At 71.7% G+C, this 21,468-nt stretch carries 21 protein-coding genes; 13 read left to right on the top strand and 8 right to left on the bottom strand.

Translation table 11 applies throughout. The features are described 5' to 3' along the window. Nucleotides 1–24: 24 nt before the first annotated feature. The 3 genes from rpsT to ABD268_RS20945 all read right to left on the bottom strand — a co-directional run bounded on the left by rpsT (nucleotide 25) and on the right by ABD268_RS20945 (nucleotide 2,304). Nucleotides 25–285: a 30S ribosomal protein S20 gene (gene rpsT, locus ABD268_RS20935; protein WP_344157201.1), complete on the bottom strand. Its 261-nt coding sequence runs from the start codon at nucleotides 283–285 to the stop codon at nucleotides 25–27. A 97-nt stretch (nucleotides 286–382) separates the two neighbouring features. Continuing rightward, complete coding sequence (locus ABD268_RS20940) at nucleotides 383–1,393, bottom strand: hypothetical protein (RefSeq protein ID WP_344157204.1); 1,011 nt, start codon at nucleotides 1,391–1,393, stop codon at nucleotides 383–385. Next, the gene (locus tag ABD268_RS20945; RefSeq protein ID WP_344157207.1) at nucleotides 1,363–2,304 is read right to left on the bottom strand and encodes a phosphotransferase; all 942 of its coding nucleotides are present in this window, start codon (nucleotides 2,302–2,304) and stop codon (nucleotides 1,363–1,365) included. The genes ABD268_RS20940 and ABD268_RS20945 overlap by 31 nt, the downstream gene beginning before the upstream one ends. Before the next feature lie 66 nt (nucleotides 2,305–2,370). On the opposite strand from ABD268_RS20945, the gene ABD268_RS20950 reads away from it, so the two are divergent. The 12 genes from ABD268_RS20950 to hemW all read left to right on the top strand — a co-directional run bounded on the left by ABD268_RS20950 (nucleotide 2,371) and on the right by hemW (nucleotide 16,773). After that, nucleotides 2,371–3,951 (top strand): FMN-binding glutamate synthase family protein, encoded by a 1,581-nt coding sequence (locus ABD268_RS20950; RefSeq protein WP_344157210.1) that lies wholly within the window; start codon nucleotides 2,371–2,373, stop codon nucleotides 3,949–3,951. A 10-nt stretch (nucleotides 3,952–3,961) separates the two neighbouring features. After that, complete coding sequence (locus tag ABD268_RS20955) at nucleotides 3,962–5,686, top strand: thiamine pyrophosphate-dependent enzyme (protein WP_344157213.1); 1,725 nt, start codon at nucleotides 3,962–3,964, stop codon at nucleotides 5,684–5,686. Nucleotides 5,687–5,761: 75 nt separating this feature from the next. Beyond that, nucleotides 5,762–7,801 carry an acyltransferase family protein gene (locus ABD268_RS20960; protein WP_344157216.1) on the top strand — a complete coding sequence of 680 codons (2,040 nt, stop codon included), beginning with the start codon at nucleotides 5,762–5,764 and terminating at the stop codon, nucleotides 7,799–7,801. A gap of 34 nt (nucleotides 7,802–7,835) precedes the next feature. Then, a complete protein-coding gene (lepA, locus tag ABD268_RS20965) occupies nucleotides 7,836–9,773 on the top strand; it encodes a translation elongation factor 4 (protein WP_344157219.1) in 1,938 nt (645 codons plus the stop codon). A gap of 85 nt (nucleotides 9,774–9,858) precedes the next feature. Then, a complete protein-coding gene (locus ABD268_RS20970; protein ID WP_344157222.1) occupies nucleotides 9,859–10,434 on the top strand; it encodes a hypothetical protein in 576 nt (191 codons plus the stop codon). Continuing rightward, a complete protein-coding gene (locus ABD268_RS20975; protein WP_344157225.1) occupies nucleotides 10,431–11,156 on the top strand; it encodes a WXG100 family type VII secretion target in 726 nt (241 codons plus the stop codon). The genes ABD268_RS20970 and ABD268_RS20975 overlap by 4 nt, the downstream gene beginning before the upstream one ends. A gap of 1 nt (nucleotide 11,157) precedes the next feature. Next, nucleotides 11,158–11,580 carry a hypothetical protein gene (locus tag ABD268_RS20980; RefSeq protein ID WP_344157228.1) on the top strand — a complete coding sequence of 141 codons (423 nt, stop codon included), beginning with the start codon at nucleotides 11,158–11,160 and terminating at the stop codon, nucleotides 11,578–11,580. Then, a complete protein-coding gene (locus ABD268_RS20985) occupies nucleotides 11,577–11,876 on the top strand; it encodes a hypothetical protein (protein WP_344157231.1) in 300 nt (99 codons plus the stop codon). Before ABD268_RS20980 ends, ABD268_RS20985 begins: the two co-directional genes overlap by 4 nt. Before the next feature lie 43 nt (nucleotides 11,877–11,919). Beyond that, the gene (locus ABD268_RS20990) at nucleotides 11,920–12,846 is read left to right on the top strand and encodes an aminoglycoside phosphotransferase family protein (RefSeq protein WP_344157237.1); all 927 of its coding nucleotides are present in this window, start codon (nucleotides 11,920–11,922) and stop codon (nucleotides 12,844–12,846) included. Between the two features lie 62 nt (nucleotides 12,847–12,908). Further along, on the top strand, nucleotides 12,909–13,556 hold the full coding sequence (locus ABD268_RS20995; RefSeq protein ID WP_344157240.1) for an MOSC domain-containing protein: 648 nt from the start codon (nucleotides 12,909–12,911) through the stop codon (nucleotides 13,554–13,556). Between the two features lie 144 nt (nucleotides 13,557–13,700). Further along, nucleotides 13,701–15,521, top strand: a complete 1,821-nt coding sequence (locus ABD268_RS21000) for an AMP-dependent synthetase/ligase (RefSeq protein WP_344157243.1) — start codon at nucleotides 13,701–13,703, stop codon at nucleotides 15,519–15,521. Nucleotides 15,522–15,543: 22 nt separating this feature from the next. Next, nucleotides 15,544–16,773, top strand: a complete 1,230-nt coding sequence (gene hemW, locus ABD268_RS21005; protein ID WP_344157246.1) for a radical SAM family heme chaperone HemW — start codon at nucleotides 15,544–15,546, stop codon at nucleotides 16,771–16,773. A 33-nt stretch (nucleotides 16,774–16,806) separates the two neighbouring features. Here hemW and ABD268_RS21010 read toward each other — a convergent pair whose 3' ends face one another. From ABD268_RS21010 to ABD268_RS21030, 5 genes are all read right to left on the bottom strand, one after another. Beyond that, entirely contained in the window at nucleotides 16,807–17,343 is a 537-nt protein-coding gene (locus ABD268_RS21010; protein WP_344157249.1) for a DUF4870 domain-containing protein, read from the bottom strand. Between the two features lie 77 nt (nucleotides 17,344–17,420). Further along, nucleotides 17,421–18,269 (bottom strand): DUF3097 domain-containing protein, encoded by an 849-nt coding sequence (locus ABD268_RS21015; protein ID WP_344157252.1) that lies wholly within the window; start codon nucleotides 18,267–18,269, stop codon nucleotides 17,421–17,423. Between the two features lie 69 nt (nucleotides 18,270–18,338). Further along, the gene (locus tag ABD268_RS21020) at nucleotides 18,339–18,524 is read right to left on the bottom strand and encodes a hypothetical protein (protein ID WP_344157256.1); all 186 of its coding nucleotides are present in this window, start codon (nucleotides 18,522–18,524) and stop codon (nucleotides 18,339–18,341) included. 35 nt (nucleotides 18,525–18,559) lie between these two features. Further along, nucleotides 18,560–19,411 (bottom strand): MBL fold metallo-hydrolase, encoded by an 852-nt coding sequence (locus tag ABD268_RS21025; RefSeq protein ID WP_344157259.1) that lies wholly within the window; start codon nucleotides 19,409–19,411, stop codon nucleotides 18,560–18,562. Nucleotides 19,412–19,421: 10 nt separating this feature from the next. After that, nucleotides 19,422–20,270, bottom strand: a complete 849-nt coding sequence (locus ABD268_RS21030) for an MBL fold metallo-hydrolase (protein ID WP_344157262.1) — start codon at nucleotides 20,268–20,270, stop codon at nucleotides 19,422–19,424. Nucleotides 20,271–20,415: 145 nt separating this feature from the next. Between ABD268_RS21030 and hrcA the strand changes: the two genes are divergently transcribed. Further along, entirely contained in the window at nucleotides 20,416–21,429 is a 1,014-nt protein-coding gene (hrcA, locus tag ABD268_RS21035; RefSeq protein WP_344157265.1) for a heat-inducible transcriptional repressor HrcA, read from the top strand. The last annotated feature ends 39 nt before the right edge of the window (nucleotides 21,430–21,468 follow it).

Raw genomic sequence — 21,468 nt, forward strand, 5'->3', positions numbered from 1 at the left:
GGACGGCGCCAGTAGCTGAGGGCCTCAGAGAGAGGCGGCCTTCTTGGCAATCGCCGACTTGCGGTTGGCGGCCTGGTTCTTGTGGATGACGCCCTTGGAGGCGGCCTTGTCGAGCTTCTTGGCGGCGTCGCGGCCGGCCACGATCGCGACCTCCTTGTCACCGGCCTCGGCGGCCTCGCGGAACTTGCGCACGGCGGACTTCAGGCCGGTCTTGACGGCCTTGTTGCGCTCGTGAGCCTTCTCGTTCTGCTTGTTCCGCTTGATCTGGGACTTGATGTTCGCCACTACTGCGCCTTCGTCGTAGGTGTGGGGGTGGTGCTGAGCTGTGGTGCTGTCGGCGCTCCAGCCAGGTCTGCTGGCGCCAGACACGCGACGAGAAAGACTAGCAGCGGGCCGCGTGACCGCCCAAATCGAGTCGCCGCGCCGCGGCGCCCAGCGCCCGAGCCGATTCCCGCCGCCGAAAGTCGCCCAGCGTCGGCAGGTTCACGTCCACCGCGGTGACGGCGCGCCAGGCAAGGAACGTACCGAACCCGACCAGCCAGGATGTCACCGCCCCGTCGCCCGCGCGCACCAGCGCGGGGGAGGCCGCGAGCGCGTCGTCGAACCACGGGAGGTGGACCCGCTCCAGGCGCGCCAGCAGCGGGTCCAGCCAGTCGGCGCCGACGCCTGCCTGCCCCCAGTCGACGAACACCAGCTCGCCGCCCGGCCGCACCAGCAGGTTGTCCTGGCGGATGTCCCAGTGGACGAGCTGGGCGCCCGGCATCGCCGACAGGGCGTCCACGCCGGCCTGGAGCGACCCGGCCCGCTCCCGGACCCAGCCGGGCAACAGGTGGGCGGGGACCTCGTCGAGGTGGTCGAAGGCGTTGCTCCAGCGCGAGAAGTCCCTCAGGTCGTTCAGCCCGCCGGAGCCCGGGTCGGGCACCGGCGGGTCCGGCACGCGGGACCTGGTGACCGCGGCCAGCTCGTCGGTGGCCTCGAGCAGTCGCGCCATCTCCCGGTCGTCGTCGAGGTCGGGGTGGGTGCCCTCGACGTCCTCGAGCAGCAGCGCCACCCAGGCGCCGTCGTCGTACGACGCCAGCAGCTCCGCCCACAGCGGGTGCGAGCCGAGCAGGCCGAGGACGGTCGCCTCGCGGCGGAAGAGGTTCGGGGTGTCCGGGTTCAGCTCGGTTCCGACAGCCTTGACGAAGGCACGCGTCCCGTCGGCGCAGGTGACACGGGTGGCGCACCCGGGCGACATCCCGCCCACCTGCTCGGCGACCGCGACGACCGGGGAACCGAGCGTGTCGTCCACCCAGGCGCGCACGGCGTCCGGCAGGGCGGCGTAGGGCGCGCGGACGCCGACCGCCCGCGGCTGCGCGCCGCTCACGACCAGGCCCGACGCTCGCACAGCCACTGCCACACGACCTCGCCCTGCCACCGCTGCACGTCCCGGACGTACGGCGAGGTCGGCGGCACCGGCTCGTCCGCCGACTTCAGGAAGTAGCCGACGGCCAGGGCCAGCACGATGTCCACGTGCTCGGCCGGCACGTCGCGGGTCAGCGGGTGCGAGGCCAGCACGCCCTCGACGTCGAGGCCGTCGCCGCGCGGGCCGATCATCAGGAAGAGCGTGTCCAGCCACGGCGCCCCCACGACCGGCCAGTTCCAGTCGCACATCAGCACCCGGCCGTCGCTCGCCAGCAGGATGTTGTCGTCGCGGACGTCGGTGTGCACCACGGTCGTCCCGCCGGTCACCTCGGCGAACCGAGCCGCGAGGGCGGCGGCCTCCTCGAGGTGGGGGAGGTCCGGCCGATGGGTGCGCAGGTGGTCCCAGCAGGACGGCCACTGCGCGAACTCCGTCGCGAAGTCGTCGAGGGCCAGCGCGGGTGGCGCGGGGGTGAGCAGCGAGGCGACCTCGGTCATCATGGCGAGCGCTGCGTCGAGGTCGGACTGCCGCCACGGGCGCCGCGGCCGGCGGGACTCGACGTACTCCAGGCCGAGCACCACCCAGTCGTCGCCGTCGTGGGTCCACAGCAGCCTCGGGGCGGGTGCGCCGGCCGGCAGCGCGCCGAGCTTGCGCGCCTCCACCCGGTACGACGTGGCGAACGGCCGCTGCGCCTTGAGCGAGGCCGCCTTGACGAAGTGCCGGCTGCCGTCGGCGCAGGTCAGGACCGAGGCGAAGCCCGGCGTGAAGCCCGCCGTCTGCGACTCCGCGGAGACCACCGGCGAGCCGGTGCGACGCTCGACCACCGCGCGGATGTGCGGCGGCAGGTGCACCCACTCGAGACGTCGCGCGGTGCTGCCGTGGGGGATCGTCGTCGGGATCACCGGCACATCCTTTCCCACGGCCGCGCCACACCGCGAACGGATTGCCGCGGTGGTAGGACTGGCGGCGTGCTGCGCTTCTTCGTCCTCGGGGTCCTCGTCGTGCTGGGTGCACTCACCACCCTGGCGGCCACGCTGGGTGATCCGGGGTGGGCGCTGCTGCTGGTGGTCCTGGTCTTCCTGCTGCTGGTCGCCGTGCACGACCTGCTCCAGAAGAAGCACTCGATCCTGCGCAACTACCCGGTGCTCGGACACATGCGCTTCCTGCTCGAGGGGATCCGGCCCGAGCTCCAGCAGTACTTCATCGAGCGCAACTTCGACGGCCGCCCCTACGACCGGGACACCCGGTCGTCGATCTACCAGCGGGCCAAGGGCATCAAGCAGGAGCAGCCCTTTGGCACCGAGCGCGACCTGTACGCCGTGGGGTACGAGTACCTCGTCCACTCCACCGCGCCGGTGGAGAAGATGGAGGAGCCGCCCCGGGTCCGTATCGGCGGCCCGGCCTGCACCCAGCCCTACGACATGGCGCTGCTGAACGTCTCGGCGATGAGCTTCGGGTCGCTGTCGGCCAACGCGATCGAGGCCCTGAACCGCGGCGCGGCCAGGGGCGGCTTCGCCCACGACACGGGGGAGGGGGCGATCAGCCCCTACCACCGCAACGGTGGCGACCTGGTGTGGGAGATCGGGTCGGGCTACTTCGGCGCGCGGACCAACGACGGCGGCTTCGACGAGCGGGAGTTCGCCGAGAAGGCCGCCGACGACCAGGTGAAGATGGTCAGCCTCAAGCTCAGCCAGGGCGCCAAGCCCGGGATCGGCGGCGTCCTGCCCGGCGCGAAGGTGACCCGCGAGATCGCCGAGACCCGGGACGTCCCCCAGGGACAGACCGTGATCTCGCCGCCGTACCACCGGGTGTTCTCGACACCGCGCGAGCTCGTCCAGTTCATCGGCCACTTCCGCGAGCTGGCCGCTGGCAAGCCCGCCGGGTTCAAGCTGTGCCTCGGCTCGCGGACGGACTTCCTGGCGATCTGCAAGGCGATGGTCGAGGAGGACATCACCCCCGACTTCGTCATCGTCGACGGTGCCGAGGGCGGCACGGGCGCGGCGCCGCTGGAGTACGAGGACCACGTCGGGATGCCGCTCACCGAGGGGCTGATGACCGTGCACAACGCGCTGGTCGGCGCGGGCCTGCGCGACCGGGTGAAGGTCGCGGCCTCCGGGAAGGTCGCCACCGGGATCGACCTGGTCAAGCGGCTGATCCAGGGCGCGGACTACACCAACGCGGCGCGGGCGATGATGATGGCCGTCGGCTGCATCCAGGCCCAGACCTGCCACACGAACACCTGCCCGGTCGGGGTGGCCACCCAGGACCCCAAGCGGATGCGGGCGCTCGACGTGCCCGACAAGACCGAGCGGGTCGTCCGCTACCAGCAGGCCACCGTCGAGCAGGCGATGCAGGTCGTGGCCTCCATGGGGCTGAGCTCCTTCGACCAGCTGCGCCCGCACATGCTGCGCCGCCGCGTCGACCACGGCACGATCCGCTCCTACGCCGAGATGTTCGAGCACCTGGCCGACGGGCAGCTGCTCCGCGACCCGCCGGCATCGTGGGAGCGGGACTGGGTACGAGCCGACCCGGACGTCTTCAACCCCTGACAGGAGTGGCATGACCACCGTTGCCGAGCTGCTGATCGAGGCCCTCGCCGAGCACGGCGTGACCCAGGTGTGGGGAGTGGTGGGCGACGCGCTGAACCCCGTCACCGACGCGATCCGCCGCGAGGACCGCATCGAGTGGGTCGGGGTGCGGCACGAGGAGGCGGGGGCGTTCGCGGCCAGCGCGCAGGCCCAGCTCACCGACCGGCTCGCCGTCTGCATGGGCACCGTCGGCCCCGGCGCGATCCACCTGCTCAACGGCCTGTACGACGCGAAGAAGTCCCACGCCCCGGTGCTCGCCATCTGCGGGCAGGTGCCGCGCGGGGAGATCGGCACGGACTTCTTCCAGGAGGTCGACAACGACACGCTCTTCTCCGACGTCGCGGTCTTCACCGCGACCGTCACCTCCCCCGACCAGCTGCCGGGCCTCATCGAGCAGGCCGGCAACGCCGCCCTCCACGAGCGCGGCGTCGCGGTGCTGACGCTGCCGGGTGACGTCGGCGGCCTCGACCTGCCCAAGGGCACCACGGTCCCGCGGTTCGTCACCGACCTGCCCCCGGCGGCGCCGAGCCACGAGGCCCTCGCCCGGGCGGCCGCGGCCGTGAACGCCGCCGGCCCGGTGACGCTGCTCGTCGGCCAGGGAGCCCGGCACGCGCGGGACGAGGTGCTCGAGCTGGCCGAGCGGCTCTCCGCGCCGATGGTGATCTCGCTCAAGGGCAAGGAGGGGCTCGAGCACGACAACCCCTACGAGGTCGGCCAGTCCGGGCTGCTCGGCAACCACGCCAGCGCGGTCGCCTTCGACGGCTGCGACGTGCTGCTCATGGTGGGGACGGACTTCCCGTACAAGGAGTTCTTCCCCCAGGGCAAGACCGTGGTCCAGCTGGACGCCAACGGCACCCACATCGGGCGGCGGACCCCGGTGGAGCACCCCGTGGTCGGCGACGCCCGCCTCGGGCTGCAGGCGCTGCTGCCGATGCTCGAGCCGAAGCCCGACCGCGGCCACCTCGACAAGGCGCGGTCGTCGTACGACGCGTGGCGGGAGCGCCAGCAGCAGTTCCTCGACCCCGGCTACGACCGCAAGCCCAAGGGGCTGCTGCGCCGCAAGGTCGACAACCCCGACTCCCGCATCCGCCCCGAGCTGCTCGCCGCCATGGTCGACCGCCACGCCGCCGACGACGCGATCTTCACGACCGACACCGGCATGGCGACGACCTGGCTGGCCCGCTTCGTCCGGATGTCGGGCGACCGCCGGCTGCTCGGCTCGTTCAACCTCGGCTCGATGGCGAACGCGATGCCGCAGGCCCTCGGCGCCCAGGGGCTCGACCGGCAGCGCCAGGTCGTCGCCTTCTGCGGGGACGGCGGGCTGTCCATGCTGATGGGGGACCTGATCACCGCGGTCTCGCACGACCTGCCGGTCAAGCTGGTCGTCTTCGACAACGGCCGCCTCGGGATGGTCAAGCTCGAGATGGAGCAGGTCGGGCTGCCGGAGTTCGGCACCGTGCTGCACAACCCCGACTTCGCCCGGGTCGCCGAGGCCATCGGCATGCGCGGCATCCGGGTCGAGCGACCGCGCGACGTCGAGACCGCCGTGCGCGAGGCCCTCGAGCACGACGGCCCGGTGCTGCTGGACGTGCTCACCAACCCCGACGAGATCGCCGTACCGCCCAAGCCCACGCTCGAGCAGGGCTGGGGGTTCGCCATCGCCAAGAGCAAGGAGTTCGTGGCCAGCGCGGAGTGACGGGCGAGTGAGGTGCTTCACGTGCCGGGTCGGCGGCCACGAGCCGGCCTCCCGGCCTCGCCTACGGTGTCGGGCGTGATCCGCGGCTACCGACCCGACCTCGATGGGCTCCGCACCGTGGCGGTCTACCTCGTGCTGCTCTTCCACGCCGGGGTGGGCTGGGCCACGGGCGGCTTCATCGGCGTCGACCTGTTCTTCTGCCTCTCCGGCTTCCTGGTGACCGGGGTGCTGCTCGGCGAGCTCGAGGACACCGGGACGCTGCGCATCGGCCGCTTCTACGCCCGACGGGTCCGCCGGCTGCTGCCGGCCGCGGTCCTGGTCGTGGTGGCGACCTGCCTGGTGTTCACGCTGCTGTGGTCGGTCGTGCCGCGCCTGGCGATCATCGGCGACGCGCGCAGCGCGCTGCTCTACTACGCCAACTGGCACTTCCTGGCCTCCTCCGGCGACTACTTCGCCGCTGACGTGGACAAGAGCCCGTTCCTGCACTTCTGGTCGCTGTCCATCGAGGAGCAGTACTACGTCGGGTTCCCGCTGCTGCTCCTGCTGCTCTCCCGGGTGCCCCGCCGGGTACGGCGCCCGGTCACGCTGGGCGTCCTCGGCGCCCTGCTGGTGGCCTCGCTTGTCGCCCAGCTGGTGCTCGCCCCCGGCAGCACCGACCGCGCCTACTACGGCACCGACACCAGGCTCTACCAGCTGCTCGCCGGCGCGCTGCTCACCACGTGGCTGGCCGGCACCTCCCGGCGGCCCCCGCCACGGGTCGCCCACGCTGCGGCGCTGCTCGGCTTCGGGGGCGTCGTGCTCCTCGGCAGCGGGCTGCTGGCCCTGGGGCCCTCGGGCCGGGGTGTGGGCGCGACGGCGGCGTCGGTGCTGCTGCTCGGCGGCCTGGCGCTCGCCGAGGGCAGCGCGCTGTCGCGGCTGCTGGCGACGCGGGTGCCGGTCCACCTCGGGCGGATCTCCTACGGCACCTACCTGTGGCACTGGCCGGTCATCATCGCCCTCGGGGCGCTGCTGGACGCCGGTGCCGGTGCGGTCGCGCTGCTCACGGCATTCGTGGCCACCGGCCTGGCCGCCCTCTCCTACGAGGTCCTCGAGATGCCGGTGCGCCGCTGGCGACGCCTGGACACCCGCGGCTGGCCGGTCGCCGTCGCGGGTGTCGCCGCCAGTGCCCTCGTCGCCGGCCTGGTGGTGGCGCCCGTGCTCTCCTCGGAGCGCAAGCCGGCCCTGGTCGCGCCGGCGGCGGCAAGCACCGAGCCGGCAGCGCCCACCGAGCAGATCGACCGCCAGCTCGGCCGGCCGGTGCCCTCGATCGACTTCGAGGAGGCCGCGGGGGAGGGGGAGCACGGCACCGAGCACTGGTGCGCCGCCGACGACCCGGGGTCCTGCACCGTCGCCCACGGCTCCGGGCCGCACGTGCTGCTCGTGGGCGACAGTCAGGCCGAGACGCTGGTCCCCGTCTTCGAGCGGCTGGCCCGCGAGTACGACCTGACGCTGTCGGTGAACGTCATCGCCGGCTGCCCGTGGCAGGAGGGGCTGGCCAACGACCGGCTCGCCGAGGGGCGCACCCAGGAGTGCACCCAGGCGCGCGTGGGCTGGTACCGCACCGCGCTGCGGCAGCTGGACCCCGACGTCGTGGTCCTGCTGGACCGCCCCCGTGACGACCCCGAGGAGTGGGGCGGGGAGGTGGCCCGGCGCGACGGCCGCAGCCAGCCGCTGGGCCGCGCCGTCTACGAGACCACCCGCGCCACGCTGCGCCAGGTCACCCGGGTGGCGCCCGCGGTGGTGGTGCAGCGCCTGGTCATGCCCGAGAGCTTCGACCCGCTGGAGTGCCTGGCCGGCGCCGACCGGCTCGGCCAGTGCACGGTCTCGGTGCCGGTCGATCCCTCGGCCAGCGACGGGTACGTCTCGGCGATCGCGGCGCAGGACGAGGACGTGCACCCGCTCTCGCTCGGCCGGGTCTTCTGCCCGACCACCCCGGTCTGCCCGCCGGTGCGTGACGACACCGTGGTGTGGCGCGACGACCACCACTACACGGTCAGCTGGGCCATGCAGCGCCGGCACGCGCTGTGGGAGGCGCTGCTCGGCACCGGGCTGCTCGACGACGGCTCGTCGGGCTGACCTTCGCCGCCGAGTGGGGGCGAGGCGGCACCGGATGGAACAATGGGCGGGTCCCGTAACCCAACGAGAGTCGGCAGTCGTTCCCGTGCCCACCACGCCCGCGCCGCAGCCCGGCCGCACCGATCCCGCGATCATCCGCAACTTCTGCATCATCGCCCACATCGACCACGGCAAGTCCACCCTGGCCGACCGGATGCTGCAGCTGACCGGAGTGGTCGACGAGCGGGCTGCCCGCGCCCAGTACCTCGACCGCATGGACATCGAGCGGGAGCGGGGCATCACGATCAAGAGCCAGGCCGTGCGGATGCCGTGGACGGTCACGGACGAAGCGGCAGCAGGGCACGGCGTCGACTCAGGGCCCGGCACCTACGTGCTGAACATGATCGACACGCCCGGCCACGTCGACTTCACCTACGAGGTGTCCCGCTCGCTCGAGGCGTGCGAGGCGGCGGTCCTGCTGGTCGACGCCGCCCAGGGCATCGAGGCCCAGACCCTGGCCAACCTTTACCTGGCCATGAACGCCGACCTGCACATCATCCCGGTGCTCAACAAGATCGACCTGCCGAGCGCCAACCCCGAGAAGTACGCCGCGGAGCTGGCCGGCCTGATCGGCTGCGACCCCTCCGAGGTGCTCCGGACCTCGGCCAAGACCGGGCTGGGCGTCGAGGCGCTGCTCAACGAGATCGTCAAGCAGACCCCGGCACCGGTCGGCAAGGCCGATGCCCCCGCGCGGGCCCTGATCTTCGACTCGGTCTACGACACCTACCGCGGCGTGGTCACCTACGTGCGCGTGGTCGACGGAAAGCTGTCCCATCGCGACCGGATCAAGATGATGTCGACCGGCGCGGTCCACGAGATGCTCGAGGTCGGCGTGATCAGCCCCGAGCCGGTCAAGGCCGGGGAGATCGGCGTCGGCGAGGTGGGCTACCTGATCACCGGGGTGAAGGACGTGCGCCAGTCGCGCGTCGGTGACACCGTCACCAGCCAGCACAACGGCGCCACGGAGGCCCTCGGCGGGTACAAGCACCCGAACCCGATGGTCTACTCGGGCCTCTACCCGATCGACGGCGACGACTACCCGACGCTGCGCGACGCCCTCGAGCGGCTGCAGCTCAACGACGCCGCCCTGACCTTCGAGCCGGAGACCTCCGGCGCCCTCGGCTTCGGCTTCCGCTGCGGCTTCCTCGGCCTGCTGCACATGGAGATCACCCGCGACCGGCTCGAGCGGGAGTTCAACCTCGACCTGATCTCGACGGCGCCCAACGTGGTCTACGAGGTGACCATGGAGGACGGCACCGTCCACACGGTCACCAACCCGAGCGAGTACCCCGAGGGCAAGATCGCCGAGGTGCGCGAGCCGGTCGTCAAGGCCACGATCCTGAGCCCCTCGGACTACATCGGCACGATCATGGAGCTGTGCCAGACCAAGCGGGGCAACCTGCAGGGCATGGACTACCTCTCCGAGGACCGCGTGGAGCTGCGCTACACGCTGCCGATGGGCGAGATCGTCTTCGACTTCTTCGACCAGCTGAAGTCGCGCACCAAGGGCTACGCGTCGCTCGACTACGAGCGCTCCGGCGAGCAGGCCGCCGACCTGGTCAAGGTCGACATCCTCCTGCAGGGCGAGCCGGTCGACGCCTTCTCCGCGATCGTGCACCGCGACGCGGCGTACTCCTACGGCGTGATGCTGGCCGGCAAGCTCAAGGACCTGATCCCGCGCCAGCAGTTCGAGGTGCCGATCCAGGCCGCCATCGGGGCCCGGGTCATCGCCCGCGAGAACATCCGCGCGATCCGCAAGGACGTGCTCGCCAAGTGCTACGGCGGTGACATCACCCGCAAGCGCAAGCTGCTGGAGAAGCAGAAGGAGGGCAAGAAGCGGATGAAGATGGTCGGCCGGGTCGAGGTCCCCCAGGAGGCCTTCATCGCCGCCCTCTCCAACGCGCCGACCGCGGAGAAGCCCGGCAAGAAGTAGCCTGTTTGGCGCGCCGCGCCGCCGGGTAGGCCCTCGGGTGAGCCGGCGTGATCGCCGGCTCGACGAGCACGACGGGGGAACACGCATGAACGATCAGGTCGCCGTCTCCTGGCAGGGGATGGACCAGCTGGTCTCGATGACCCGGGACCAGTACCTCAACCTGTCCGAGGCGTCGGGTTTCATCTGCTCGGCGCAGCTGGGCAACACCGGCGCCTTCAGCGGGATCCTTGGCCTCTTCAAGGGGTCGTACACCAGCGCCCTGGAGACCGTCACCGACAGCCTGGACAAGGCGATGACCGGTGCCCGCGAGCTCTCGGCCCGGATCGGCGACGTGCGCGAGGACCTGCGCGGCACCGACAGCGGGGTCGCGGAGCTGCACACCAGGATCAACGCCGCGGTCGAGTGCCAGGGATACGTGCCCGGCTCGGGTGGCGGCGTACCGCAGCTCGACGACCAGGTGGTCAACGCCAACGACCTCGCCGACGCTCCTTGGCACATGACCGGCCCGAGGCCGCCGGGCTGGGTGCCCGAGGCCACCCTCAACTCTCCGCTCGGCCTGGTCGACGCCACCATGAGCATGGCCGACAACGCCGACAACACCGGCCAGGGCCTGGACCACGACGACGACATCGACGACTACCTGGGACGGAACGGCCGGTGAGCACGCTCGACATCTCGCTCGTCGACCCGGCGAGCACGATGGTACCCAACACCTCGGGCGGTGACGGGCCGCTGATCGACCAGGTCCGCGACAACTGCGGCTTCATCATCCAGGCGGTCGACTGGGTGACCCGGAAGCTCGGGTTCGACCTGATCGCGGCCATCTTCGACCCGATCGCCGGGGACTACGACGCGGTCGACGCGATGGCCGCCAACTGGGGGGTCCTGGGTGCAGCCCTGGGGCAGGTGGGCGACAACTTCACCGCCCTCGCCGGCGCGACGCCCGGCGTGTGGACGGGAGAGGCCTCCGACGCCGCGATCGCCAGGATCTCCCACTTCGCCGACGGCTTCGCCACCCAGTCCGAAGGGGCCCAGCTCATCGGCGTGGCCATGCAGGACATGCTGGTCGCCACGAAGTCGATCGTGGAGTTCCTGGCCGACCTGCTGAGCATGGTCGACGAGATCGTGCTCTCGATGACCGTCGCGAAGGTGCTCAAGGAGATCGCCACCGGCGGCGCCGGCATCCGCAAGGTGATCGGCCTCGTCCACCAGGCCATCGAGCTGATCAAGAAGCTCGAGAACGTCATCCCGCCACTGCTGCAGGCCTGCGCCTGCCTCGAGGGGATGATGAAGGCCCTCGACGCGGTGTTCCTCGTGGCCAGCTCGAGCGTGAACATCAACAACGGCACCAAGACCGACGACCTGGCGAACGCGGGGTTCTGAGATGACCAGGGCCGGCGAGGCCGACCTCACCGAGCTCCGCACCGTCGTGGCCCGGGCGCGGGAGCAGGCGCTGCGGCTCACCCGGGAGGCGCAGGCCGGTCGCGCCGCCCTCCAGGAGCAGCGTGCCCAGCTGCGCGCCGAGCGGCAGCGGCTCGAGCGCGACGCGCTGGCGGCGTACCGCAACGGGACCCTCGGGCACCAGGAGCGCGCGCTCGTGCAGCGCATCGACCGCGGCGAGACGACGTGGCGCGCGGTCGCCGCGGGCACCGACGACCACTGGACCGCGGCTGCCTTGCGCGAGGCCGTCGGTGAGCAGGTCGAGGAGCAGGTCGAGCAGATGCGCGAGGCCGACCCCGACTTCCTGCGCGAGCACGAGGCCGCCATCCGGTCGGCCGAGGAGATGGCGAGGAGGGCCCAGTGGTGACCGTGGAGACCCAGGAGCAGGTGCCGTTCAAGGAGGCGTTCCGCCGGATCTGGGTCGCCAACCCGACCGGTACGGTCCGCAGCTCCTTCGCGGCCTTCGGCTGCCTGTTCATGCTCGGCATCCAGGTCGCCATGTTCGTGATGGCCGACAACACCTGGGCGCTGCTCGGCGTCGTGGCGCTGCCGCTGGCCGGCTGGTTCATCCTGCGGGGATGGGTCTACCAGCGCCTCCCGTGGCGGGCTCTGGGCCTGCTGCTTTTCGTCCTCGGCGCGATGGTGCCCTTCTACCTGATGTGAGCGCGCCACCCGACGGGACCGCGCGGATGGTTCGCTTCTCCTCGTGAAGGTGGACGTGCCCGAGGGACTCGAGAGCAACCGCGCCCTCGGGCCGGACTGGGCGGCCTGGCTGGACCGGCTGCCCGGCCGCGCAGCCGACGTGCTGGCCGAGTGGGAGCTGGAGCGCGACGGCGAGCCGATGCACGGCTTCTGCTCGCTGGTGCTGCCGGTGCGGACGCCCGCGGGAGAGCGGTGCGTCCTCAAGATCACCTTCGACGGCGACGACGAGAGCGAGTTCGAGGCGCTGATGCTCCAGCGCGCCGGCGGTGAGGCGATGGTCCGACTGCTGCGCGCCGACCCCGCCCGTCGCGCGTTGCTGCTCGAGCGCGTCCACACCCGGGACCTCTCCGGGGTCGGCGACGCGGAGGCGTGCGAGGTCGTCGCCGGGCTCTACGGCCGGATCCACCGGCCCGCACCGCCGCAGCTGCGCACCGTCACGTCGTACGTCGAGCGCTGGGTCGCGCCGCTCGCCGCGCTCCCGCGTGGGGCGCCGGTCCCGCACCGGATGGTGGAGCAGACCCTCGCGCTGGCGCGGGACCTGGTCGCCGACCCGGCCAGCACCGGCGTCACCGTGCACGGCGACCTGCACCACCACAACGTGCTCGCCGCCGACCGGGAGCCGTGGCTGGTGATCGACCCCAAGCCGATGTCGGGGGACCCGCACTACGAGCCGGCGCCGATGCTCTGGAACTGCTGGGACCGGGTGGTTGCCTCCGGCGACGTACGCGGCGCCGTGCGGCGGCGCTTCCACACCCTCGTCGACGACGCCGCCCTCGACGAGGAGCGCGCCCGGGACTGGGTGGTCGTGCGGATGGTGATCAACGCGCACTGGACCATCGAGGACGCCGAGCGGGCCGGGAGCCCGCTCGACGAGGAGCAGCGGGACTGGATCACCCGGTGCGTCACGATTGCCAAGGCCGTGCAGGACTGACCGCGCCGCGGCCGGACCGAAATGAGTTGGCCGGCATCGCCCCGCGCGGCGACAATCCGGGGGTGCCCTCCCTCGTCTCCGTCAACGTCGGCCTCCCGCGCGAGGCCGCCTGGGCCGGCATCGGCCGCACCTCGATCGACAAGCGGCCGGTGCGGCGACCCGTCCACGTGGGCCTGCTGGGCATCGAGGGCGACCAGGTCTCCGACACCAAGCACCACGGTGGGCTCGACCAGGCGGTCTACGCCTTCGCCCGCGAGGACCTCGACTTCTGGGCCGGGGAGCTGGGCCAGGAGATCCAGGACGGCCAGTTCGGCGAGAACCTCACCACCTCCGGGATCGACGTCAACGAGGCCGAGGTGGGCGAGCGCTGGCGCATCGGGGAGGTCCTGCTCGAGGTGGCCTCGATCCGCATCCCCTGCAACGACTTCAAGGGCTGGATGGGTCTCTGCGGCTACGACAACCGGGCCTGGGTCCGGCGCTTCGCCGAGCAGGGCCGGCCCGGGCCGTACCTGCGGGTGCTGGGCGAGGGCGCGATCGCGGCCGGCGACGAGATCGAGGTCGTCCACGAACCCGGGCACGGCGTCACCGTGAGCACGATGTTCCGCGCGCTGACGACCGACCGCAGCCTGCTCCCGGATCTGCTGCGCGTGGACGGCCTGGTGGCCGAGGCCCGCGCCACGGCCGAGCGCTACGTGGCCGCACTGCGATGAGACGGTCCCGGGTGGCTGCACGGCCCCGCACGTAGCCCGGGATGGGGACGCTCGGGTGGGATTGGCTACCGGAGCGTAACCGGGTGATCTAGGTTAGCGGCAGAGACGTCTTCCCCGCCCCGATCGCCGCCGTGCAGGAGTGTCATGCCGATCAACTACGACACCAGCTTCCTCGACCGTCTGGCCCCCAACGTGGCCGCGCAGTTCCTCGACCGCGTGGCCAGGACGCCCGACCGCGAGGCCTACCGCTACCCGAAGGGTGAGGACTGGGAGTCCGTCACCTGGAAGCAGACCGGAGACCAGGTCAAGCGGCTCGCGGCCGGCCTGCTGTCCCTGGGGATCGAGCGCGAGCAGCGCGTCGGTATCGCCTCCAACACCCGCTACGAGTGGATCCTCGCCGACCTCGCCGTCATGTGCGCCGGTGCCGCGACGACCACCGTCTACCCGTCCACCAACGCCGCGGACACGTCGTACATCCTCAGCGACTCGGAGTGCCGGGTCGTCTTCGCCGAGGACGACGAGCAGATCGCCAAGCTCAAGGAGCACAAGGCGGAGCTGCCGCACCTGCTCCGCGTCGTCACCTTCGACGGGACCACCGACGACAGCTGGGTCATCGACCTCGACGCGCTCGCCGAGCTCGGTGACGCCTACCTCGCCGAGCACCCCGACGTGATCGAGGAGACGGCCAAGGCGATCACCCCCGACCAGCTGGCGACGCTGATCTACACCTCCGGCACCACCGGCCGCCCCAAGGGCGTTCGCCTGCGGCACCGGTCCTGGGTCTACGAGGGCGCGGCGATCGAGGTCCAGGACATCCTCCACGAGGACGACCTGCAGTTCCTGTGGCTGCCGATGGCGCACTCGTTCGGCAAGGTGCTGCTCTCCACGCAGCTCGCCTGCGGCTTCGCCACGGCGATCGACGGGCGGGTCGAGAAGATCGTGGAGAACCTCGGGATCGTGAAGCCCACCTTCATGGGTGCGGCCCCGCGGATCTTCGAGAAGGCCCACGGCCGCATCATCACCATGCAGCAGACCGAGGGCGGGCTGAAGGAGAAGATCTTCAACCAGGCCTTCAAGGTCGGGCTGGAGGTCGAGGGCCTGCGCCGCGAGGGCAAGTCGGTGCCGCTGCCGCTGAAGGTGCAGCACGGCCTGTTCGACCGGCTGGTCTTCAGCAAGATCCGGGATCGCTTCGGTGGACGGGTCCGCTTCTTCATCTCTGGCGCGGCCGCGCTGAACCAGGACATCGCGCAGTGGTTCAACGCCGCCGGCATCCTGATCCTGGAGGGCTACGGACTGACCGAGAGCTCGGCGGGCTCGTTCGTGAACCACCCACAGGACTACAAGATCGGCACCGTCGGCCCGGTGCTCCCCGGCAGCGAGGTCAAGCTCGGCGAGGGCGACGAGATCCTGATCAAGGGCCCGGGCATCATGGACGGCTACCACAACCTGCCCGAGGAGACCTCCAAGTCGTTGACCGAGGACGGCTGGCTGCGCACCGGTGACAAGGGCAGCATCGACGCCGAGGGCTTCCTGACCATCACCGGCCGGATCAAGGACCTCTTCAAGACCTCGGGCGGCAAGTACATCGCGCCGTCGGCGATCGAGTCGAAGTTCAAGGCGATCTGCCCCTACGCCAGCCAGTTCATGGTGTTCGGCAACGAGCGCAACTACTGCGTCGCGCTGGTCACGCTCGACCCCGACGCGATGGCCGGCTGGGCCGAGGAGAACGGCATGGCGGGCGCGTCGTACTCCGACATCGTCACCTCGGACACGGTCCACAGCATGGTCGCCGACTACGTGGACGAGCTGAACACGCGCCTGAACCGGTGGGAGACCATCAAGCGCTGGGACCTCCTCGACCACGACCTGAGCGTCGAGTCCGGAGAGCTCACCCCGTCCATGAAGGTCAAGCGCAACGTCGTCGAGACCAACTACCAGGAGAGGATCGACGCGCTCTACGCCTGACCCGGATGGGAGGATGGAGCACGTGCCTCCATCCTCCCTGCCCGTCGGCGACCCGGTGCCCGAGGACGGTGCGCTGCCGCCGGCAGCGCTCGAGGGCGTGGGGGAGCGGCCGTTCGGGCTGTACGTGCACGTGCCGTTCTGCACGGTGCGGTGCGGCTACTGCGACTTCAACACCTACACCGCCGAGGAGCTCGGCGGTGCCTCCGCCGCCCCGGGCGCGTCGCGGGCGACGTACGCCCAGGCGGCGATCGAGGAGGTGCGCCGCGTCCGCAAGGCGCTGGGTGACCGCGATGTCCCGGTCTCCACGGTCTTCTTCGGCGGGGGTACGCCGACGCTGCTGCCGGCCGGCGACCTGACGGCGGTGGTGGCGGCGATCGAGTCCGAGCTCGGGCTGGCGCCGGGCGCCGAGGTCACCACCGAGTCCAACCCCGACAGCGTCACCCGCGCCGACCTCGAGGAGCTGCGCGCGGGCGGGATCAACCGGGTCTCCTTCGGCATGCAGTCCGCGGTCGGTCACGTGCTGCGCACCCTGGACCGCACCCACGACCCGCGCCGGGTGCCCGACGCGGTGGCCTGGGCCCGCGAGGCGGGTTTCGACCAGGTCAGCCTGGACCTCATCTACGGGACGCCGGGGGAGTCGCTCGCGGACTGGGAGGCCTCCCTCGACGCGGCACTGGCCTGCGGGCCGGACCACGTGTCGGCGTACTCGCTCATCGTGGAGGACGGGACCGCGCTGGCCCGTCAGGTGCGGCGCGGCGAGCTGCCGATGCCGGACGACGACGACCTGGCCGACAAGTACACCCTCGCCGACGAGCGGCTCGTGGCCGCCGGCCTGGGGTGGTACGAGGTCTCGAACTGGGCGCGCGACGAGGCCAGCCGGTGCCGCCACAACCTGCTCTACTGGACCGGCGCCGACTGGTGGGGGGTCGGCCCCGGTGCGCACTCCCACGTGGGCGGGGTGCGCTGGTGGAACGTCAAGCACCCCGCGGCGTACGCCGACCGGCTGGCCGCCGGCCGCAGCCCGGCCCACGCGCGGGAGGTCCTCGACGCGGAGAGCCGGCGGGTCGAGCGGGTGCTGCTGGAGCTGCGGCTGCGTGAGGGCCTGGCGCCCGAGGTGCTGGACCCGGTCGGACGGGCGGCGGTCCCCGACCTGGTCGCGCGCGGGCTGCTCGTGACCGCGGGGGACCGGCTGGTGCTCACGCGGACGGGCCGGCTGCTCGCCGACGCGGTCGTGCGTGACCTGCTGCCCTGACTCCGCCCCGCTCCGGTTCGACGGGGGCGTTGGTCAGCTGACCATCCGGATCGTGAGCGGGTAGCGGTACTCCTCGCCCTTGGACGAGCGGATCGAGCCGATGATCGTGAAGACCAGCCACATCAGGCCGACGATCGGCAGCAGCACGAAGCCGACCAGCACGAAGACGAGCACGAACGAGATGATCCCGTAGATCAGGATCGACAGCTGGAAGTTCAGCGACTCGACCGCCTGCCGGCGCACGTAGGCCGACTCGTTGCCCTTGGTGAGCATCACGATCAGCGGGCCGAGGAACGCCAGCGCGATCACCGAGGCGACCAGCGCGCTCCAGTGGGCGGCACAGCCCCAGGTGATCTCCTGCGGGGTGACGCCGCCGGGGTACGCCGGCTGCTGTCCCGGCTGCTGTGCCGGCTGCTGGGGCGGGCCGCCGTACGCCGGGCGCTGCGGGCCGAGGCCGGGCTGGCCCTGCGGGGGTGGTCCCGCCGGGGGCACTCCGTAGCCGCCGCTCCCCGTGCCGGACTCCCGAGGCGGCTCGTCCCCGTGGTGGGGCGGTCGGGTCGGATCACTCATCACGTGCTCCCTGGGTCGGGTTTGCTCACTGTCGGATGAAGCGTCGGTCCTTGGTCTCCACCGTAGTCCTCGGGGCCTCAGGCCGTCACGAAGTCGATCAGCTCCTCGACCCTCCCGAGCAGCGCCGGGTCCAGGTCGTTGTAGGAGCGCACCCCGCCGAGGATGTGCTTCCAGGCGCGGGCGATGTCGGCCTGGTCGCGGTGCGGCCAGCCGAGCTGCTGGCAGGTCCCGGTCTTCCAGTCGATGCTGCGCGGCACGTCGGGCCAGCGCGCGAAGCCCAGCCGGGCCGGCTTGACCGCCTGCCAGATGTCGATGAAGGGGTGCCCGACGATCAGCACGTCCTTGCCGATGGGGGACTTCGCGATGTTCTGGGCGATCCGGCTCTCCTTGGAGCCCTTGACGAGGTGGTCGACGAGCACCCCGACCCGGCGCTGCGGCCCGGGCTTGAAGTCGCGCAGGTGGTCGGCGAGGTCGTCGACACCGCCGAGGTACTCCACCACCACGCCCTCGATCCGCAGGTCGTCGCCCCAGACCTTCTCGACCAGCTCCGCGTCGTGCCGGCCCTCGACGAAGATCCGGCTGGCCCTGGCCACCCGCGCCTTGGCGCCGTGGACGGCGACCGAGCCCGACGCCGTACGCGTCGGCCTGGCGGGCGCCGCGGCGCGCACCGGTGCGGTGAGGATCACCGGCTTGCCCTCCAGCAGGAAGCCGGCGCCGAGCGGGAAGGTGCGCCGCTTGCTGCGGCGGTCCTCCAGCGTGACGGTGTGGAGGTCCCGGTCGACCGCGACGATCTCGCCGCACCAGTCGGTGGTGACCTCCTCGACGACGGCCCCGAGCTCGGCGGGCGCCTCGACGGCGCGGCCGCGCTTCGGGGCGCGCCAGTCGGTGGAGAGGACGTCGGATCCGTAGCGGTCGCGAGAAGTCACCGGACAACGCTAGGTGGGCGGACGGCCCCGGGTCGGGATGACGCGCCGGACGCCCGGACCTCGAGCGGTTCAGTCCTCCAGCTGCTCGTCGTCCCACTCGTCGGCGCCCCGGCCGCCGTCCATGTCGAGATCCGCGGGGTCGACCTCGTCGTCGAGCGGTTGGGCGAGCGGGTTCTCCTCGCTCGGCTGGAGGTCCTCGGGCAGCTGCTCGTCGGTGATGCCCTGCTCGGCTGCCTCGTCGCTGGAGTTCGTCATGCGGCGACCGTACCCACGGGCGAAGAGGGTGAACCTCAGATCAGCGGCAGGCGCTTCTGGCTGCGGGGCAGGTGCTCGTAGCCCCGCCGCACGGCGGTGGCCAGGTGCTCCCGCGGCCAGGGCCACTCGCCGGCCTCGAGGGCCTGGTCGACCGGGACACCGCGCGAGGCGAGGTCCCGGATCGTCTCGGCCACGATCCCGACGGTGTTGCGCTGCTCCTCGACGAAGTCGCGGTCCACGGGGGTGCCGTGGCCGGGGACGACGACGGTCGCCGGCGTCAGCAGGCCCAGCACGATGTCGAGGCTCAGCGGCCAGTCCATCGGCCAGGAGTCGTCGTTGAAGTACGGCGGGGAGGACTCCTCGACCAGGTCGCCCGCGAGCACGACGTCGGCGTCGGGCACCCGGACCACGAGGTCACCGCTGGTGTGGCCGCGGCCGGGGTGGACCAGCTCGACCGCCCGGTCGCCGAGGTCGAGCACCTTCGCGGAGGAGAACGTGTGGTCCGGCAGCACGATGCGGGTCGCCATGATGTCGTCGTGGCGCGGGTCCTCGGGAGCGTCGTCGTACCGCTTCTTGACCTGCTCGCCCCACTTCTCGAGCTCGTCCCGGGCGTTCTCGTGGGCGTGGATCGGCAGCGCGCCGTACGCCTCGCGGAAGGTGTCGTTGCCGAAGGTGTGGTCGAAGTGCCAGTGCGTGTTGACGACCTCCACGACCTCGCCGGCGCCGAGGCGGCGTACGTCGTCCACGACCTCACGGGCCGCGGCCGCCGAGCCGTGCGTGTCCACCACCAGCAGCCCGCGCTCGCCGCCCACGAGGGTGACGTTGACGTCGAACCACTCGTACCGCGCGACCCAGACCCGCTCCGCAACCTCCGTGAACTCCGCCATGCCGCGGACCCTAGAGCAGCTCGTAGCCGCGGGCCACAGCGCTGGCCAGGGCCCGCTTCGGGAACGGCCAGTCGGCGGCGTCGAGGGCCTCCTCGAGCGGTACGCCGCGCCCGGCCAGGTCGCGGATGGTCTCGGCGACGATGCCGATCTCCTTGCGCTGCCGCTCCACGAAGGCCCGGTCGACCGGCGCGCCGTGCCCTGGCACGACGATGCTGCCCGGTGTGAGCAGGCCGAGCACGTTCTCCAGGCTCGACGGCCAGTCGAGGGGGTAGCAGTCCGCGGCGAAGCCGGGCGGGCCCGACTCCTCCACGAGGTCCCCGGCCAGCACGACGTCGGCGTCGGGGATCCGCACGACCAGGTCACCGCCGGTGTGGCCGCGACCGGGGTGGACCAGCTCCACGAGGCGGTCGCCGAGGTCCACGGTGGCCGTCGAGGTGAAGGTGTGGTCGGCGGGCACGATCTCCGTCCCCAGGACGTCGTCAGTGTGCTCGTCGAGGGGCTCGTCGTCGGGCTGGTCGGCGAAGAGTCCCTTCACCCGCTCGCACGCGGCCGCGGTCCGTTCGGCCGCAGTCGCGTGGGCGTGGATCGGGATGGCGCCGTAGGCCGTGCGGAACTCGGCGTTGCCGAGGGTGTGGTCGAAGTGCTCGTGGGTGTTGACCGCCCCCACGACGTCGCCGGCGCCGAGGCGGCGTACGTCGTCGATCACCTGTCGGGCCGAAAGGCTCGAGGCGTTCGTGTCGACCACCAGCAGCCCGCGCTCACCACCGACGAGGGTGACGTTGACGTCGAACCAGGCGTAGCGCGCGACCCAGATGCGGTCGGCTACTTCGTGGAAGCCGGTGTCTGTGGGGAATGGCATGGGGCAGACCCTAGGGCGGCCCGTCCACCCGGGCCACGGGTTTGTCGGGAGCCTGCGTCGAGTGAGTCTCAGTACGCGCGGGTTGTAGTCTTGGCACTCAGGACTTTCGAGTGCCAGAGTCGGGCCACAGCCGAGAGGAGGCGGGATGCAGGAGGAGCGCAGGCTCGCCGTGCTCCGCGCGATCGTGGAGGACTACGTGTCCACCGAGGAGCCGGTCGGCTCCAAGGCGCTCGTCGAGCGGCACCGGTTGGGCGTCTCGCCTGCGACCGTGCGCAACGACATGGCGGTGCTGGAGGAGGAGGGGTTCATCACCCAGCCGCACACCAGCGCCGGCCGGGTGCCCACCGACAAGGGCTACCGCCTCTTCGTCGACCGGCTGACGACGGTCAAGCCGATGAGCCCCGCGGAGCGGCGCGCGATCGCCACCTTCCTCGACGGTGCGGTCGACCTCGACGACGTCGTCGGCCGCTCGGTGCGGCTGCTCTCACAGCTGACCCGCCAGGTCGCGGTCGTGCAGTACCCCACACTCTCCCGCTCCACGGTCCGCCACGTCGAGCTGGTCGCGCTGACCCCCAGCCGCCTGCTCGTGGTCCTCATCCTCAGCACCGGCCGGGTCGAGCAGCGGCTGGTCGAGCTCGAGACGTCGCTGAGCGACGACGAGCTGGCCGACCTGCGGCTGCTGGTCAACCGGGCCGCGACGGGCGAGATCATCGCCGACGCCGCAGCCGCGCTGAAGGGCAGCGTGCCCGACGTCGACGGGCACGCCATCGCCGCGGTCGTCGACTCCCTGGTCGAGGCGATGTCCGACCACCGCTCCGACGAGCGGATCGCGGTCGGCGGGGCCGCCAACCTGGCGCGGTACGGCGACAGCTTCGACTCGGCGGTCCGTCCGCTGCTCGAGGCGCTCGAGGAGCACGTGATCCTGCTCAAGCTGCTCGGCGAGGCCAGCACCGGCGGCGCGGTCACGGTGCGCATCGGCCACGAGGGCCCCTACCAGGAGCTGGCCTCGACCAGCGTCGTGGCGACCGGCTACGGCCCGCGCGACGAGGCGCTGGCCACGCTCGGCATCGTGGGCCCGACCCGCATGGACTACCCCGGCACGATGGCGGCGGTGCGGGCGGTCGCCCGCTACGTCTCCCGCTTCCTCGACGAGGGCTGACCCCCACCCGTACACCAGATCCACGCTCCACCCCCGATC

The organism is Nocardioides koreensis, from assembly GCF_039531775.1.
In the GTDB taxonomy this organism is placed as follows: domain Bacteria; phylum Actinomycetota; class Actinomycetes; order Propionibacteriales; family Nocardioidaceae; genus Nocardioides; species Nocardioides koreensis.

Coding starts and splice junctions, on each gene's coding strand:
- ABD268_RS20955 (WP_344157213.1), top strand. CDS start 3,962: ATGACCACCGTTGCCGAGCTGCTGATCGAGGCCCTCGCCGAGCACGGC.
- lepA (WP_344157219.1), top strand. CDS start 7,836: ATGGAACAATGGGCGGGTCCCGTAACCCAACGAGAGTCGGCAGTCGTT.
- ABD268_RS20970 (WP_344157222.1), top strand. CDS start 9,859: ATGAACGATCAGGTCGCCGTCTCCTGGCAGGGGATGGACCAGCTGGTC.
- ABD268_RS20980 (WP_344157228.1), top strand. CDS start 11,158: ATGACCAGGGCCGGCGAGGCCGACCTCACCGAGCTCCGCACCGTCGTG.
- ABD268_RS21000 (WP_344157243.1), top strand. CDS start 13,701: ATGCCGATCAACTACGACACCAGCTTCCTCGACCGTCTGGCCCCCAAC.
- ABD268_RS21010 (WP_344157249.1), bottom strand. CDS start 17,343: ATGAGTGATCCGACCCGACCGCCCCACCACGGGGACGAGCCGCCTCGG.
- ABD268_RS21020 (WP_344157256.1), bottom strand. CDS start 18,524: ATGACGAACTCCAGCGACGAGGCAGCCGAGCAGGGCATCACCGACGAG.
- ABD268_RS21025 (WP_344157259.1), bottom strand. CDS start 19,411: ATGGCGGAGTTCACGGAGGTTGCGGAGCGGGTCTGGGTCGCGCGGTAC.
- ABD268_RS21030 (WP_344157262.1), bottom strand. CDS start 20,270: ATGCCATTCCCCACAGACACCGGCTTCCACGAAGTAGCCGACCGCATC.
- hrcA (WP_344157265.1), top strand. CDS start 20,416: ATGCAGGAGGAGCGCAGGCTCGCCGTGCTCCGCGCGATCGTGGAGGAC.